Origin of the sequence: Eisenbergiella sp. OF01-20 (assembly GCF_003478085.1) — a bacterium.
In the GTDB taxonomy this organism is placed as follows: domain Bacteria; phylum Bacillota; class Clostridia; order Lachnospirales; family Lachnospiraceae; genus Eisenbergiella.
In genome coordinates this window covers 269,658-284,495 of the sequence record NZ_QUES01000001.1, presented here as the reverse complement: position 1 = coordinate 284,495, position 14,838 = coordinate 269,658, and the positions used below count along the sequence as shown (strand labels likewise).

Genomic DNA, 14,838 nt, shown 5'->3' with positions numbered 1-14,838 from the left:
TTTCTTTCCTCTCTTCTGCCTGCGGCTTTTCTCTCAGCAGCCTTTACCATCTTCCATTTCTTCGTCTTGCGGATCGATCCAGGCATCCAGCATGGCCTTTACCGAACGTGACATTTCTTCGCTGAAGCTGCTGTTCCATTTCCGTTTACAGAAAGCCCGCAGCCGAGGGGCCAGTTCCTCTCCCCGCCAGTTCTCTTTTTCTTCGATCATCTCCATCATCCGGGCGGATTTTTCTCTGTCATACCGGTTATCATGAACAATATCTTCCAGCGCAAAGCGCGGGGTCTGCTTACGCTCCTTCTGCTGTCTGACAGGATACCCGCCCACCACCATGGCGACAGGCATTACATAAGCGGGCAGCTTAAGCAGCCGTTTGTGGATTTCATAATTTTCCAGGATATCCCCGATATAACAGGTGCCAAGCCCGAGGGCATCCGCCGCGGTGACGGCCGTCTGTGCAGCAATTATCGTGTCTTCTGCCGCCAGCATAAAATCACCATAAGAAGGTCTGCGCACCTCTTCCTCCACCCGGCAGAAAGCCTGATACCACCTGCTGTAGTCCGCACAATAGATAAGGACAAGGGGCGCCGCCGCAATAAAGGGCTGGTTATCACAGGTAACCGCCAGCTTATCCTTCAGCGCCTGATCCGTAACATCGATTATCGTGTATAATGTCATGTTTCCCGCCGTGGCAGCACGCAGGGAAGCCTCAAGAAGCTGTCTTTTTAACTCCTGCGGCACCGGTTTATCCTCATATACCCGCATGGATTTACGCTCCATCAGCAGGTCTATTGTCTCATTATTTATTCTCTCCATCTTACCACACCCTCTTTTATTGTCTCAAGTACCCGGATACTGCCTATTTCCATAGAGGGAACCGTCATGGGGTTATCACTGAGGATTATCATATCCGCAAGTTTCCCTTCCTCCAGTGTCCCTTTTCTGTCCTCTTCAAAATAGGCATAGGCCCCGTTGATAGTTACCGCTTCCAACGCCTCATATACGCTTACCCGCTGCTGCGGCCCTATCGGGACTTCGCTTCTGGTAATCCGGTTTACGGCGCACCATACAGTATGCAGCATTTTGGGCTGTACGACAAGAGGATCCTGATGAAAATTTACTTTCAGCCCCCGATCAAAGGCAGAGCGGGCCGGACTGATCCGGCTTCCTCTTTCTTTTCCCAGATTTTTCAGATGAATATCCCCCCAATAATAGGTATGCGCCACGAAAATGGACGGTATCATTCCAAGCAGCGCCATCCGGTCCAACTGGTCATCCCTTACCGTCTGACAATGGATCATCACTGGACGCAGCTCCTGTTTATCCGGATTTTGGCTGTCCATCCGCGCTTTTTCATAGGCATCCAGAAACTGATCCGATGCCGCGTCCCCATTGCAATGGGCGAGCAGCTGCTCCCCCCTGTCAATGGCCTCTTTCGCATATCCATATACCTCTTCATCGGTTTTCGCCGGATAGCCTCTGTACTCCCCTTCCCCTTCATAGGGCTGCGTCAGCCAGGCCGTTTTTCCCTGGGGTGATCCATCCAGAACAATTTTCAGCCCGCCGATTTTGAAACGGTTCTGGTAGGTCTTGTCATAAGCGGCGTATTTTTTCAGCAGCTCTCCGGTATCTCCGCCCATAACCGGATAGGAAACCACATCGATAACCAGACTGCCATTTTCTGCTGCTTCTGCAAAATTCTTCACATCGCCGGCTCCCGCTGCCCCGTCCTGGCAGGTTGTAATTCCATTTTTCAGATAGGTTTCCTGGGCCGCCGCAATCTGGGCCTGCATGTCAAGTTTTATCCTTGGTGCGGCGGTCATAAGCATACGGCCGATTGCTTCCGCTTCCTCCGCATAACCGTCCGGTTCCATACTCCCCGGCATACGGCCAAACCTGGCCCCTTTCGGATCAGGTGTACTGCTGTCAATTCCCGCCAGGGCGAGCATGGCCGAATTGCCAACTCCCATATGGCTGGACGTATGCATGATGTAAATAGGAATCTGTGAGGATACCTGATCCAGCAATGTTTTATCCGGATGTCTCTGCTCCTTCAGGAAATTATGGTCATAGCCGAAGCCCATAAGGATCCCCTCCGGTCCCGTTTTCTTTTCCTGCAGATACGCCTTCAGTTTCTGCAGGATCTGGGCGAAATCCGTACACTCGGACAAATCCGCAAAGGCCGCAAACTGGGCCACCATGGAAATATGTCCATGAGGATCTATAAAGGCAGGCATAAGCGTATGCCCCTGCAGGTTTACTTTACAGGTACTCTCATCACATAGTTCGTTTGCCTTTTCCAGACTTCCCACATACGCAATCCGCCCGTTTTCCGTCACCAGGGCCTCTGCATAATCGTTTTCCGCTTTCATTGTAAGGACAGGTCCGCCGTAATACAATTTTTTTTCCATATATGCCTCCGTTCTGCTCACTGGCAGATTCATTTCCCCTCATGGACAACTCATTGCCTTCATTATACGTTACTGTTTACTCCGTGACCAGTAACATGCATAAATCCATTTAAAATCGCCTTCGGCGATAGGATTTATACACCCTTGAATCACTTTCTCACATACTGTGCAGTAAATGCACAGTACTGAGGACAGTAACCATTATACTTCTTTTTACAGAAAAATAAACAATGGAGTTGACAAAATCCGGGAATAAAGTTAAAATAACAGTGTTATTTTACTACAACCAGCTTCTTCCGCGGATAAAAGAAATGTCCGAAGGCGGGCGGACAGGAGGATAGATGACCAGACGTTCAGGTACGGTACCAGAGGAAACCAAATCAAGGCTGCTGCAGTCCGCAGTCTGTGAATTCGGGGAATATGGATTTGAGAAGGCTTCACTGCGCCGGATATGTGCCAGGGCGGATGTAACTACCGGGGCACTTTATTTTTTCTTCCGGGATAAGGAGGATCTGTTCAGGAATGTGATCGCCCCTGTTACCGACCGCCTTCTGAAGCTTATGAAAATGCACTATGAAGTGGAACAGAATAGTCCCGATGTGAATATCGTCAAGGGGGAATCGGAGGATTTCCGGATAGCGGATGAATTCTTTGATCTCTACTTTGCCAATCAGGAAATCTGCCGGATTGTTTTAAGCAACCGGGAACATCCCCTTGTGACGTCCTTTTTCGACCGCCTAATACGGATGATGGATGAGCAAATGCTGCTTCTTCTCACCCTTGCCCATCCGAAGCTTCCGGAAAGCCGGATTTTTAATGAATGTACCATTCATTGGTTTTCCCATCTTCAGATAGACGCTGTGCTGCATATCCTCTCCCATAATCTGGATAAAATGCAGGCAAAAGAACAGCTGAAAATTATGATACGCATTCTCCGGGGCGGATTTCTCTCCGTCCTTCCGGATACCGGTATTCAATTATAAAAAGGGCCGCAATGGTCCTTTTTAAATAACATTTACATAACACTGTTATTTATCAGAGGAGGTCTTTTATGTTTGTAGAAGTTAGTGATGTAAGGAAAAGCTACGGCCAGGGAGGCAGTTTTGTCCAGGTGCTGAACGGAGTAAGCACCCGGATAGGCCGGGGCCGTATCTGTGTGATACTTGGTCCATCCGGTTCCGGTAAATCCACCCTTTTACACGCTTTGGGCGGCCTTGACACGGTGGACAGCGGACGGATCTGTATTGACGGGAAAGAAATCACCCGTCTGAATCCGGAGGAACTGGCCGATTACAGGAGGGATACCCTGGGTTTTGTGTTCCAGTTTTATAATTTGATCCCCGATCTCACGACAGAGGAAAACATCCAGGTATGCAGCTACCTGTCACAATCGCCGCTTGCCATGCAGGAGCTTCTGGATACGCTGGGGCTTACGGAGCACAGGAACAAATTCCCATCCCAGCTATCCGGCGGTCAACAGCAGCGCTGCGCCATCGCCAGGGCACTGATTAAAAATCCGGGGCTGCTGCTGTGTGACGAACCCACCGGTGCGCTGGATACCAAAACAGCCAAGGAAATCCTGATACTCCTGGAGAAAATCAATCAAAGGTACGGCACCACGATGCTGCTTGTCACCCACAACGATGCCCTCCGGGGTATGGCCGATAAGGTGATTCAGATAAAGGACGGGCAGATTTTCAAAGAATATGACAATGAGGTCCGGATGCCGGCTTCCTCTCTCACCTGGTAGGAGGATTACGATGCAGAAACTATTGTTCAGACGTACTTTGCGGGATATGAAAACTAATTTTTTCCGCTATATGGCCCTGCTTTTACTCATTATCCTCTGCATGTTCATCGTGGTGGGTACCATTGGCTCCGCAGTAAGCGTAATTAAAACTGTAAATAATAAGGCAGAAGCCGCCCGCCTGGAGGATGGACAGTTCCGTGTATTTGTACCGCTGACAGAAACCAGTCTCCGCAACCTGGAGAATAAGGGAATCCTCTTGGAGGAATGCTTCCATCTTGATTTTCTGATGGAGGACGGTTCCACACTCCGGATCATGAAAAACCGGGAAACCATCAATCTGGCGGAACTGTCGGAGGGTTCCCTGGCTCATGCACCGGGAGAAATCGTTGTGGAACGGCTTTATGCTGCCGCTCATGATCTTTCTCTCGGCGACACCTTGCAAATAGGCGGATCCGATTTTGCTGTTACCGGCATCGGTACCAGTGCCGATTATGAATACTGTCTGCAGAATATGTCCGATATGTCATCCGACGGCAAGGTTTTCGGAACCGCCTTTGTTATTCCCGACGCCTATGATGACCTGCTTGCCGGAGGGAAAGCCATTCAGGCGGAAGAATACCGTTACAGCTATCTTCTCGGCAAAAACATGACCCACATGCAGCTGAAGGATATTCTTATGGATATTAAGATCGATCCTGATGAAGTAAAAGATCCTTATTTCCAGGAACTGGTACACAGAGAAAGGAAAGATCGGGATGCCCTGTCCGATGGCCTGGAAGGGCTTCTTAAGGAAGCAGGTACCCTTTCAGGCAGCCCGGAAGCGTTCGGCTGCGCAGCGGCAGAACTCCGGGCAGAGGCGGATGCGCTCTTAAGCCGAACCTTTCCCGAAGAAATAGAAAATCTCACGGATTTTGTAAGACAAGAGGATAATCCGCGTATAAAAGCGGCGGAACGGGATCTGGAAACCAATATAAAAATCGGGATGATGGCCGGAATCATCGTGCTCCTCCTGATTACCTTTTGTATTTCCGTTTTTATCATACATTCCATTGACCAGGAAAGTACGATCATCGGCGCCCTCTATGCACTGGGGCTGAAAAAGGAACTGCTGCTCCGGCATTATACCATGCTTCCGGTATTGCTGTGTCTTCTCGGCGGAGCTGCCGGTACGGCTCTGGGCTACTCCCGGATAGGAATCTCCATGATGACCGGAGAATCCTACACTTATTACTCCACCCCGGCTGCAGATACCTGCTATAGCCTTTGGCTTCTTGCTTATGGCCTCCTGCTGCCTCCTGTAACCGCTTTTGCCGTAACCCGGGTTCTGATTCAAAAAAGGCTGGGCAGGAGCGCTCTCTCCCTTCTTCGTAAAGAACCTGCCGGAGGAAAGGGAAAACCTGTCCCCGTCCGTCGTCTGTCTTATTTCAGAACCTTTCAGATACAACAGCTTATGCGGGAACGGCGCAGCAGCTTTGCCATACTGGCAGGAATGTTTGTTTCCCTGCTGATTTTAATCCTGGGCCTGAACTGCTATTCGTTATGCCGCAACGTAAAGCTCCAAAATACCGCCGATACCCTTTATACCTTTCTATATCAATACAAGTATCCGTCCGAAACGGTTCCGGAAGGAGGATATCCGGCGTATATTGAAGGTTTGAAAAAGAATGTCATGGGGGTTCCCATGGAAATCCGTATTATAGGTCTGTCGGATGACAATCCTTTTTTTCCATCCTTTTCCGAAACAAGAAAAAATGAGATCTGTATTTCTTCTTCCGTTGCGTCCAAATACGGACTGTCACCGGGTGACGAACTGATACTGAAGGATGATGTAAATGAATGGCTGTATGGCTTTACCGTAACGGAAATCGTCCCTTATTCCACCGGTTTATGCTGTTTTATGGATATCGGCAGTATGCGTTCCCTGTTCCGCCGGGATGAAAACTATTATAATGCAGTATACTCCGATACCGCCCTGGATATTGAACCGGGCCGCTTATATGCGGTTTCCACAAAAGAAGATGTGGAAAAAAGCTCCGAAATTTTCATGGAAATCATGAAACCGCTTATGACCATGCTTATTGCGGTTTCCACACTGGTGTTCCTGATTGTCCTGTATCAGATGATGAAGGTAATGACCGACCGTTCCGGCTACAGTATCTCCCTCATGAAAATTTTCGGTTACCGCAGCAAAGAACTTCGAAAGCTGTATCTGGACGGAAGCTTCCTCCTCATTGCGGCGGCTGCCCTGGTCATGCTTCCCCTTACCAAGCTGCTCATGGATACCGTATATCCCACATTTATTGCCAACATTGCCTGCGGAATTGATTTAACATGGCCCTTTGCCCTTTATCCCCTTGTTTATGGCGGAATCCTGTTATGCTACGCAATAATCCGTACCCTTCTGCTGAAAAAACTTAAGGCAATGAATCCTGCCCAGGTTTTGAAAGACAGAGAATAAGGAAGCTTCCCGAAAAATAGCAGCCAAAAACACCGGGCACATAAAACGCGGCCCGGTGTAATCCATTTTTTATTTACTTTCCAGAAGCTTATCAACACTTACCAGCTTCACGCAGAGTACAAACAGTTTGGTTGCCTGAAGCAGTTCTTCCATAGGAGGGAAAGAAGGAGCAATACGGATATTGCTGTCATGCGGATCCTTGCCATATGGGTAGGTAGCCCCGGCACCGGTCATAACCACACCGGCCTCTTTGGCTTTTGCTACAATAGCCTTGGCACAGCCGTCCAGCGCATCAAAGGAAATAAAATACCCTCCCTTGGGCTTCAGCCAGGAACCGATTTCCAGTCCGCTCAGCTCTGTCTCAAGAATATCCAGCACTGTTTCGAATTTGGGACGCATAATTGCTGCATGCTTCATCATATGAACTTTGATTCCGTCCAGATTCCTGAAATATCTGACATGACGCAGCTGGTTCAGTTTATCATGGCCAATGGTCTGGATAGACATCTGCTTCTTGATATCCTTCAGGTTATTATAAGAAGCGGAAATTGCCGCCACACCGGAACCAGGAAAGCTGATTTTGGAGGTGGAGCTGAATTTGTAAACCATATCCGGATTGCCTGCCTTCTCACACTCTGACAGGATTTCCAGAATATTGTCCTGATCATCTTCATAAAGGTGATGTACATTATAAGCATTATCCCAGTAAATACGGAAATCTTCAGCAGCAGGCTTCAACCCGGCAAAACGGCGTACAGTTTCGTCCGAATAAGTAATTCCCTGCGGATTGGAATATTTGGGCACACACCAGATTCCTTTGATTGCCGCATCCTCGCTTACCAGTTTTTCAACCATATCCATATCCGGACCTTCCGGAGTCATAGGCACATTCACCATTTCAATTCCAAAATATTCGGTAATGGCAAAATGCCGGTCATAGCCGGGAACAGGACATAAGAATTTTACCTTATCCAGCTTACACCAGGGCGTACTTCCCATTACGCCATGAGTCATGGAACGGGCTACCGTATCGTACATCACGTTCAAACTGGAATTCCCGTAAATGATAATCTTATCTGCAGGTACCTCAATGAGATCCGCCAGCAATTCCTTTGCTTCCTGAATACCATCGATTACACCGTAGTTTCTGCAGTCAATTCCTTCACGGCACTTCAAATCGGTAGAGCTGTTTAAAACATCCATCATTCCCATGGAAATATCAAGCTGTTCTGCCGACGGCTTTCCTCTGGACATATCCAGCTTCAAGCCTAATTCCTGAAACTTCTTGTATTCCGCTTCCAGTTCATTTTTGAGAGTGAGCAGTTCTTCCTTGCTTCTGTCTTTGTACGCCTTCATTCCACTTCTCCTTCTTTTCCTCATAATTATAGAAAAAAGAGCTGATTTTACTTGAAATCAGCCCCTTCCACACAATTGATAGCGCCGGAAAGGACACTTCCTTCCGGACAAATTTTCCATCCAGTTTTTATGCTGTTTTGCGCGATTCATGGTTGATAACTACTTACAGGTTTTTTTCTTATAATATTATGCACACTTTGCAGCCATTGTCAAGTATTTCCGTTTTTCCCCTTCTTTCCCCGCAGAAAAAAAGGAACAGTTCAGGCCTGTCTGGACTGTTATGAAAAAAGACATGGTTAGGAATCTTCCGTCCGCCAGCCTATCTATCCTGCGGGTACGTAAAATGAGATGCGCCCGCTCATTATTAATGGTAAAATGGATACACTATTTACGAAAGGAGACAGCAGAATGGAATGGACGGAAAAACTACAATCCATCATTGATTATGTGGAACATCACCTTCAGCGAACGGAAGAACCGATTCTGCCGGATGAAATATCCCGGCTTGCCGGCTGTTCCTATTCTTTTTTCCAGAAGGTTTTTTCCTATATGAACGGAATCAGCTTTGCCGATTATATACGTTTCCGCAAATTAACCCTGGCCGGCTATGACTTAAAAAGTACCAAGTGTAAAGTGGTGGATATCAGCTACAAATACGGCTATGAATCACCGACATCCTTTACCAAGGCCTTTCAGCAGTTTCATGGTATTTCTCCTGCACAGTCACGTAAAGCAGATGCCCAATTACGGGTATTCCCCAAAATGCAGGTTACACTGCCCCGGCAGTATTCCTGGAAATTAGTGGACAGACCATCCTTCCGGCTCATAGGCAGGCATACAAAAGTCAAAAAAACGGCGGGAATAAACGGTAATGGACAGCAATCCACCGGCATTCCGGAATTCTGGAACAAGTGCCAGCAAAACGGCTCCATAGCTCAATTGCTTGCCATAGATAACGGTAATCCCGGGGGCCTTTATGGTATATTCGGCAGCTATGAGATTACTTCTGATGCAATTGATTACATGATCGCAGTGGAATCCTCGCACCGGGCCGGGAATGAGGATACGGAAATTATTCTGCCGGCTGCCACCTGGGCGGTCTTCGACTGCAAAGGCGCAGTCCCGCAGGCCATTCAAAACGGCTGGAAATTTCTTACGGAAGAATGGCTGCTTAATTATCCCTTCGAGCATGCAGACTGCCCGGAGCTGGAATGGTACAGTGCCGGCAACAGTTATGATGACAACTACTTAAGTCAAATATGGATACCTATTATTGAGGAGAGATGAAATGGTACATTTAGTTTATTGCGATAATACAGGAAAAAAAGGGGAAAAGGTTCTGGATAAGATACTGTCCGGTACAAAAACAATGGTAATCCGAGGCGCCGCCGGTAGAAAAATTCCTCACAGCCGGGTCTTTCAGGGTGAAGAGCTCTATTTTATGGAAAAAGGGAGCATGATGATTACTGCCAAAGCGAAGGTTAAGGATGTACAGAACTATGTTAAACTAACAGAAGAAGAAATCTGCCGGATACTGGAAGAAAATCAGGCAAAACTAAACTTATCAGAGAAACAAAAAGAACGATGGCACAAAAAATGCCTGTGTCTTGTTGAATTTGAAAAGGTTCAGGAAATTTCCCCCCTTATGTTTGATCATCAGGGAAATATGGATGATTGGCTTATTATCGAAAAGATCGAAGATGTTCTAGTAGGGACAAGCATTGCTTACAATTATGAAAAATCCAGATTTTAGCTGTCTATACCGGGAGAGACCGCAGAATTGCGCGGAAATCTCCCGTTTTTCTTTGCTTCCGCCATCGCTCCTGCTTATCTTGTCTCCTGCCCATCAAGCAGCATTTCAAATAGTATTTCATGCTTTAATGGAATCCCATTCTCTCCAATCAGGGGGATTTCCGGCTTCAGCCTACGGGATACCTCCAGGGAATTATAATAAAAGCCCGCCATGTCAAAACCTCTCTTCTGATAAAATCGCAGGGCGTTTATATTATCATTGGTAGTAATCACTTCAATTTTCCCACATTTCTGTTCTTTCGCAATACGGATTACCTCCTGTACCAGAGTTGTTCCCGTTCCCCTGTTTTCTTCCAGGCTGTCGAGCGATGTGATTTCACATATAGCGTTCCTTATCATATATGTTACAAGCCCGGTAATATTCCGTTTCCCGTCCAATGCCATGATTCCATCTACCAGGGTCATGTCTATAAGCTTTCCCCGCAATGCCATTTCAGTGGTACACCAATGATCCCTGATAAATGAATTTACAAGTTCCCTGTTATCTTCCTTAACATTTACCAACTCCATAGCTACTCCTTCCCGGCTTCCCCGGAACGAAACTGCTTATCGTACTCCCTGACAGCTTCTTTATTCAGAGAATCATCATATATGGATGATTCCTGATATTTCCCTTCCACAGAATCAAGATATCCCTTCTTTAACTCCATCGCCATAAGTTCCGGATAGTTATTTCCGCTGCAGTCGGTAATACCGAATACCGCCGCTTCCACAAACCCTAGCTTCGGGTAATATTCAGGCCGTCCGAAAAAAACAATTGCGCCGTACCCCTAGTCCTTTGCCTGTTCAATTGTTGATCTCATCAGTGCCTTACCTATCCCCTTGCGCTGATAAGATGGGTGAACACTAAGCGGGCCGAAATTAAGCACCGGAACCCGCTGTCCGTCCGGTGTCTCAATATAAGCATGGCTGTAAATCACATGCCCGGCTATTTTACCATCAGCTACCGCCACATAACTCAATTCCTTAATCCCATCCTTTTCCCGCAGGGTATGCACCATCCAATGCTCAAACGGGCACCCGATATCATTCCTTTTATCCCGCCCCGGGTAAAAGGGATCGTCAAAAGCTTCCCGCGTTATTTCTTCTACCCTTCTGTAATCCCCCTCCTGTTCCAACCTCACAATTATATTCATATTTTCTCCCTTTACTCTACCATACATCCTTCCATATATATAACAGCTCTTTACCATGCCGCAATTCTTGCCGCAAACTAACTTTTGTAAAAATCCTTCTGACTCATACCGATATCATTTAGTGCCTGTTCCGCATCAGAAACTATTTTTTCTTTTACAGGAAGGATTTTTATTTTGGCTTTTTTTAGTATTTCCTTTACCTCCTTATCTGTAATGCAGTACGTTTTAGCTACCTTTTTCGTATTCCGGCTGTCATTATAAGCGAGAACGATTTCAGCAGGTCCCCATTCAAGCTCTACCGGAGGATTCATTATGTTGTTTTCCATCAAATGCAGTGACTCCTTTTTCTTGTATCAGATTTCCATGCTGCCTGATAGACGCACCCTTCATACAACAGTTCCCAGCCATCCCTTTCAGCAAAAATCCGAACATTTGTTTGTATTCATGCTAACACAAATGTCCGGAGATTTCAAGAACATACGTTTCATTATTTAAAGTCAACTAAATAAGTTAACACTATCTGCCAAAGGTTAACGGTTACGTTCATTCCATTCCGGGAGGAATCTCCCCGGGCGCACAGCCGTGAACAGTAACGGCAAGTCATACCGGGGCTATCCTTGAATCCATATTAAACATCAAATTCCAGGTGTCCCCGCATCTCTTCCATATAGATACAACATGAAACAGTCCTTCCAAATCCTTAGCATCCGCATTATCAGCCTCCACTCTCAGTACATAATGAAGCGTTACCTCTTTATCAGAAGCGCTGATAACCTCCATATCACAAATCGAATATCTGCTGATATCAAAATCCCGGATGAAACCTGCATATTCACTTCCTGAACATCTATATCCCCCGCATACCATCACAGCTTCCGGCAAAACCAGCTTACTGAAGGCCTCCGCATCTTTATGCAGCGCCGCCTCCCACATATCATGCTCCAACTGAATCACCTGCGTTGTCACTTTTTCCACAATTCCCCCTGCGTCGTTAATACTCCATTTATCTGTTCCAATACTGCTAATTCTCTGGGAATCCAATGATATCCCAGAGGAAGCAATTCTCTGTTCCTCACTATTGCATCCTGCGGATAAATAAGAATAACATTAATCCCCTGACTTTTTTCATTATCTGTTAATTTCTGGTTCCATTGGGGTTTACCCTGAAAAAAATAATACCAGTTGATCTGATGAAAATCCGTATTCTTCCTTTTATCATCAGTTTTCCAAAGTTCTCCTTGCCCAAACTCTTTTAACGTAGAAATGTCGACTTCATATCCTGTTTCCTCTCGTATTTCTCTTACCAAGGTGTCTACATCATTTTCGCCCTTTTCTTTTGTTCCACCAGGTAAACAATAATCACCATACTTTAGGGAAGTCAACATAAGAAGGCGGCCCTCTTTATCAATTAAAATTCCCCGAACACTTTCCTTTTCTATAACATATTTTTGTTTTCTTTCCCCAAATGCATATAATATACTCATTTTTTATCCCTTTACTATATGTAGGGCAGTAAACTACTACAATTAATTAATGCTGATTTCATCCAAATGATAGGTTCCTTCAACGATTATATCTTCCCCGCCCTGTTCAATATAGGTTTTCATCTCATCGATAGACTCAAAAAAGTCTTCTTCATCTTCCATTTTACTTAAATTGAAACAACTAAGCATATACTCTTTGTGCATCTTTATCTCCTCCTCACATATGTTAATACTCATCCTCCGCTGCTGAAAATAGCAGGATATCCTGAATTCCTCCGTTTCTACATTATACCGTTTTACATGTATAATAGCTATCGAATTTTTCCGGCAGTATCGGGCGGATATGCCCCTCTCCTGGTTCCATCCTTATTAAAATATTTTTTTAATGCTTTTTCAACAGGGTAGACCGATGCAACCAATATGACACACTGAACCGTACAGAGTATGCCTCCCACCAGACCTATTACATCCTCGTCACTTTTATAAAAAGGGAATTGGATGATAACCGATGGGACAAGGACGATCCAGCCCAGTTTCCACCACAATTTCCCACAAGTTTTCTGTGCAAAAATCCAGGTATCCTCATTCTTCATCGACATGGAGGTGCGATAACCGCAGATGCAGTTAACAGACTTTGGAGGATGCCGCTGCATAATTTTACCTCCTGCTATCAAAGTTATGGGGACTAAAAGATTGCAAACAAACATAAAAAACCAAAACCACATATTCATTGTCCTTTCTGTAAGGATGGTGCTTATCAGGAAAAGCAACGCATCCTGTAGTTTCCGCATGTGGATATTATATCCCGGACAAAAGTATTATTATATAAACTTGCATCGTTATCAGAAATGAATCTCAAAAAAGGTTTGTTCGGTAAAGCTGTATTTAAATAAGCCGATTGTATTTTTTTGATATTGTATCATATGAATACTTCCCGGTTCTATTTGTACATTATCCGCTTTATATACAATTTTCCCTTCTGTAAATGATGTAATTACAGCTTTCAGAATAGCCCCGTGCGCGGCAATCAGAATATTATTTTCCTTATGATACCTATTTATTGTGTTATGGAAAGCTGCCTTGGCCCGTTCTAAAAGCAATATCATGGATTCCATTTCAGGATAGGTATCATCCATGTATTTTTGCCGCCGCTCTTCTACCGTCAGCCCTTCCCCCAGGCCGAAGCTGCGTTCGATATACAGAGGATCAATCACAATCTTATCTTTTTGATATCCTGTTTTATCAGCAACTATTTCTGCGCTTTTTCTTGCTCTCACCAAAGGGCTTGTAATAATGGCATCTAAAGTAACAGCTAATCCCGCCAATGCTTCTGCGGCATTTTCAATCTGGGCTATTCCCTTTCGGTTCATCCAAACATCTTCATGTCCCTGCAGCCGTCCCTCGCAATTCCAATCGGTTTCACCATGCCGCAGCAGATAAATATTCATATTTACACCCGCTTTCCGGACAGTAAGTACCCTATTTCTTTATCTTATATCCGATCACTTCTCCTATCAGCATACCTAAGCTGATACCTAATGCCATGCTGATAATCCCTGTGCTTCCTATTGCCACACCCAGGCACATACCAATACACATTCCCTCAGTCATGCAGTTTTGGTCTTCCTCCCCTGTCCTGCGGCTTTTGAATGCAAAGATAACCGCAACGGCTATCCCTATTGTTATCCATGGCAATGCTGCTATAATAAAATTTTTCATTTTCTCCTCATTTCTAAGCCACTGTTTTAATCCTGCTGTTCTGACTCCAGACGGAACATAATCTGAGGATCATATGTTATGTACCGGCCGGCGGTTTCCAGGGGGGCAGACAGATTAATGTTGTCTTACCAATATCGGGCAATACGTCGTAAACGGAACCGTGCATTTTGCTTTCGAAATACTCTTTTATAGCAAATGTAGCATTCCATCTTTCGACTGAATTTTTCCAAATACCATACCTGCGCGCAACATCTACAAACCGTTTTTCCAGAATACAAAAGCCATAATCAACGGCAAGACTGTCACACAATTGAATCAGCAAATCATAATCATCACAGCTGCAGGTCTCAATAAATTCCTTTATTTCTTTTTCTTCCCCGGTATCCGGTACATCATCAAATTCCTGTGCCATCAACGGATAAGAGTGCGTCATACATATTTTGGCAACTTCGTCCCAATGTCTGGCACTGGAATACCGGTATCCTTCGTATACATGAGTAGTTGTATCAACTACTCCCACTCTCCGTCCAATATCATGCAGCGCACCTAAAACATATGCTTTTTCCGCGTCCATTGTTGGTATCTTTCCGGCAATATTGCGTGCAGCAATCCCTACATTAATAGAATGCTTCGTCCATGGACCGGGATTTAATGCCTCTGCTATCTGCAATTCTTCTTCCGCAGTTTTTTTATCTGGCAGCATCGCATTTAT

The 14,838-nt window shown here is 45.5% G+C and carries 19 protein-coding genes; 5 read left to right on the top strand and 14 right to left on the bottom strand.

All coding sequences use genetic code 11. From position 1 onward, the window contains the following. Window positions 1-33 precede the first annotated feature (33 nt). Entirely contained in the window at window positions 34-816 is a 783-nt protein-coding gene (locus tag DXA36_RS01310) for a nitroreductase family protein (protein WP_118675870.1), read from the bottom strand. Continuing rightward, window positions 804-2,411 (bottom strand): amidohydrolase, encoded by a 1,608-nt coding sequence (locus tag DXA36_RS01305; protein WP_118676393.1) that lies wholly within the window; start codon window positions 2,409-2,411, stop codon window positions 804-806. Before DXA36_RS01305 ends, DXA36_RS01310 begins: the two co-directional genes overlap by 13 nt. A gap of 341 nt (window positions 2,412-2,752) precedes the next feature. On the opposite strand from DXA36_RS01305, the gene DXA36_RS01300 reads away from it, so the two are divergent. The 3 genes from DXA36_RS01300 to DXA36_RS01290 all read left to right on the top strand — a co-directional run bounded on the left by DXA36_RS01300 (window position 2,753) and on the right by DXA36_RS01290 (window position 6,619). Next, window positions 2,753-3,394, top strand: coding sequence for a TetR/AcrR family transcriptional regulator (locus tag DXA36_RS01300; protein WP_118675869.1), 642 nt, complete (start codon window positions 2,753-2,755; stop codon window positions 3,392-3,394). Window positions 3,395-3,462: 68 nt separating this feature from the next. Beyond that, complete coding sequence (locus tag DXA36_RS01295; protein ID WP_118675868.1) at window positions 3,463-4,161, top strand: ABC transporter ATP-binding protein; 699 nt, start codon at window positions 3,463-3,465, stop codon at window positions 4,159-4,161. A gap of 10 nt (window positions 4,162-4,171) precedes the next feature. Beyond that, window positions 4,172-6,619 (top strand): ABC transporter permease, encoded by a 2,448-nt coding sequence (locus tag DXA36_RS01290; protein ID WP_182478866.1) that lies wholly within the window; start codon window positions 4,172-4,174, stop codon window positions 6,617-6,619. Window positions 6,620-6,688: 69 nt separating this feature from the next. On the opposite strand, the gene DXA36_RS01285 is transcribed toward DXA36_RS01290, so the two are convergent. After that, on the bottom strand, window positions 6,689-7,975 hold the full coding sequence (locus DXA36_RS01285; protein ID WP_118675866.1) for an aminotransferase class I/II-fold pyridoxal phosphate-dependent enzyme: 1,287 nt from the start codon (window positions 7,973-7,975) through the stop codon (window positions 6,689-6,691). A 408-nt stretch (window positions 7,976-8,383) separates the two neighbouring features. Between DXA36_RS01285 and DXA36_RS01280 the strand changes: the two genes are divergently transcribed. After that, the gene (locus DXA36_RS01280; protein ID WP_118675865.1) at window positions 8,384-9,262 is read left to right on the top strand and encodes an AraC family transcriptional regulator; all 879 of its coding nucleotides are present in this window, start codon (window positions 8,384-8,386) and stop codon (window positions 9,260-9,262) included. Next, complete coding sequence (locus tag DXA36_RS01275; protein WP_330424959.1) at window positions 9,249-9,728, top strand: hypothetical protein; 480 nt, start codon at window positions 9,249-9,251, stop codon at window positions 9,726-9,728. Before DXA36_RS01280 ends, DXA36_RS01275 begins: the two co-directional genes overlap by 14 nt. Window positions 9,729-9,802: 74 nt before the next feature. Here the strand turns inward: DXA36_RS01275 and DXA36_RS01270 are convergent, their stop codons facing one another. From DXA36_RS01270 to DXA36_RS01220, 11 genes are all read right to left on the bottom strand, one after another. Further along, window positions 9,803-10,297: a GNAT family N-acetyltransferase gene (locus DXA36_RS01270; RefSeq protein ID WP_118675863.1), complete on the bottom strand. Its 495-nt coding sequence runs from the start codon at window positions 10,295-10,297 to the stop codon at window positions 9,803-9,805. 2 nt (window positions 10,298-10,299) lie between these two features. Then, window positions 10,300-10,500 (bottom strand): hypothetical protein, encoded by a 201-nt coding sequence (locus DXA36_RS01265; RefSeq protein ID WP_118675862.1) that lies wholly within the window; start codon window positions 10,498-10,500, stop codon window positions 10,300-10,302. Window positions 10,501-10,557: 57 nt separating this feature from the next. Next, entirely contained in the window at window positions 10,558-10,923 is a 366-nt protein-coding gene (locus tag DXA36_RS01260; protein WP_182478865.1) for a GNAT family N-acetyltransferase, read from the bottom strand. A gap of 77 nt (window positions 10,924-11,000) precedes the next feature. After that, window positions 11,001-11,252 (bottom strand): hypothetical protein, encoded by a 252-nt coding sequence (locus DXA36_RS01255; protein ID WP_147366528.1) that lies wholly within the window; start codon window positions 11,250-11,252, stop codon window positions 11,001-11,003. Window positions 11,253-11,523: 271 nt separating this feature from the next. Further along, window positions 11,524-11,898, bottom strand: a complete 375-nt coding sequence (locus tag DXA36_RS01250; RefSeq protein ID WP_118675859.1) for a nuclear transport factor 2 family protein — start codon at window positions 11,896-11,898, stop codon at window positions 11,524-11,526. Continuing rightward, window positions 11,886-12,407, bottom strand: a complete 522-nt coding sequence (locus DXA36_RS01245) for an NUDIX hydrolase (protein WP_118675858.1) — start codon at window positions 12,405-12,407, stop codon at window positions 11,886-11,888. The genes DXA36_RS01250 and DXA36_RS01245 overlap by 13 nt, the downstream gene beginning before the upstream one ends. 42 nt (window positions 12,408-12,449) lie before the next feature. Continuing rightward, window positions 12,450-12,611: a hypothetical protein gene (locus DXA36_RS32795; RefSeq protein ID WP_182478864.1), complete on the bottom strand. Its 162-nt coding sequence runs from the start codon at window positions 12,609-12,611 to the stop codon at window positions 12,450-12,452. Window positions 12,612-12,718: 107 nt separating this feature from the next. Continuing rightward, window positions 12,719-13,060, bottom strand: a complete 342-nt coding sequence (locus tag DXA36_RS01235; protein WP_330424958.1) for an SdpI family protein — start codon at window positions 13,058-13,060, stop codon at window positions 12,719-12,721. A gap of 189 nt (window positions 13,061-13,249) precedes the next feature. Then, window positions 13,250-13,855, bottom strand: coding sequence for a histidine phosphatase family protein (locus tag DXA36_RS01230; protein WP_118675855.1), 606 nt, complete (start codon window positions 13,853-13,855; stop codon window positions 13,250-13,252). Between the two features lie 31 nt (window positions 13,856-13,886). Beyond that, window positions 13,887-14,126: a hypothetical protein gene (locus DXA36_RS01225; RefSeq protein ID WP_243114536.1), complete on the bottom strand. Its 240-nt coding sequence runs from the start codon at window positions 14,124-14,126 to the stop codon at window positions 13,887-13,889. Window positions 14,127-14,202: 76 nt separating this feature from the next. Next, window positions 14,203-14,829 carry an HD domain-containing protein gene (locus DXA36_RS01220; protein WP_118675854.1) on the bottom strand — a complete coding sequence of 209 codons (627 nt, stop codon included), beginning with the start codon at window positions 14,827-14,829 and terminating at the stop codon, window positions 14,203-14,205. Window positions 14,830-14,838 lie beyond the last annotated feature (9 nt).

Coding starts and splice junctions, on each gene's coding strand:
- DXA36_RS01310 (WP_118675870.1), bottom strand. CDS start 816: ATGGAGAGAATAAATAATGAGACAATAGACCTGCTGATGGAGCGTAAA.
- DXA36_RS01305 (WP_118676393.1), bottom strand. CDS start 2,411: ATGGAAAAAAAATTGTATTACGGCGGACCTGTCCTTACAATGAAAGCG.
- DXA36_RS01300 (WP_118675869.1), top strand. CDS start 2,753: ATGACCAGACGTTCAGGTACGGTACCAGAGGAAACCAAATCAAGGCTG.
- DXA36_RS01295 (WP_118675868.1), top strand. CDS start 3,463: ATGTTTGTAGAAGTTAGTGATGTAAGGAAAAGCTACGGCCAGGGAGGC.
- DXA36_RS01290 (WP_182478866.1), top strand. CDS start 4,172: ATGCAGAAACTATTGTTCAGACGTACTTTGCGGGATATGAAAACTAAT.
- DXA36_RS01285 (WP_118675866.1), bottom strand. CDS start 7,975: ATGAAGGCGTACAAAGACAGAAGCAAGGAAGAACTGCTCACTCTCAAA.
- DXA36_RS01280 (WP_118675865.1), top strand. CDS start 8,384: ATGGAATGGACGGAAAAACTACAATCCATCATTGATTATGTGGAACAT.
- DXA36_RS01270 (WP_118675863.1), bottom strand. CDS start 10,297: ATGGAGTTGGTAAATGTTAAGGAAGATAACAGGGAACTTGTAAATTCA.
- DXA36_RS01260 (WP_182478865.1), bottom strand. CDS start 10,923: ATGAATATAATTGTGAGGTTGGAACAGGAGGGGGATTACAGAAGGGTA.
- DXA36_RS01245 (WP_118675858.1), bottom strand. CDS start 12,407: ATGAGTATATTATATGCATTTGGGGAAAGAAAACAAAAATATGTTATA.
- DXA36_RS32795 (WP_182478864.1), bottom strand. CDS start 12,611: ATGCACAAAGAGTATATGCTTAGTTGTTTCAATTTAAGTAAAATGGAA.
- DXA36_RS01235 (WP_330424958.1), bottom strand. CDS start 13,060: ATGCAGCGGCATCCTCCAAAGTCTGTTAACTGCATCTGCGGTTATCGC.
- DXA36_RS01230 (WP_118675855.1), bottom strand. CDS start 13,855: ATGAATATTTATCTGCTGCGGCATGGTGAAACCGATTGGAATTGCGAG.
- DXA36_RS01225 (WP_243114536.1), bottom strand. CDS start 14,126: ATGAAAAATTTTATTATAGCAGCATTGCCATGGATAACAATAGGGATA.
- DXA36_RS01220 (WP_118675854.1), bottom strand. CDS start 14,829: ATGCTGCCAGATAAAAAAACTGCGGAAGAAGAATTGCAGATAGCAGAG.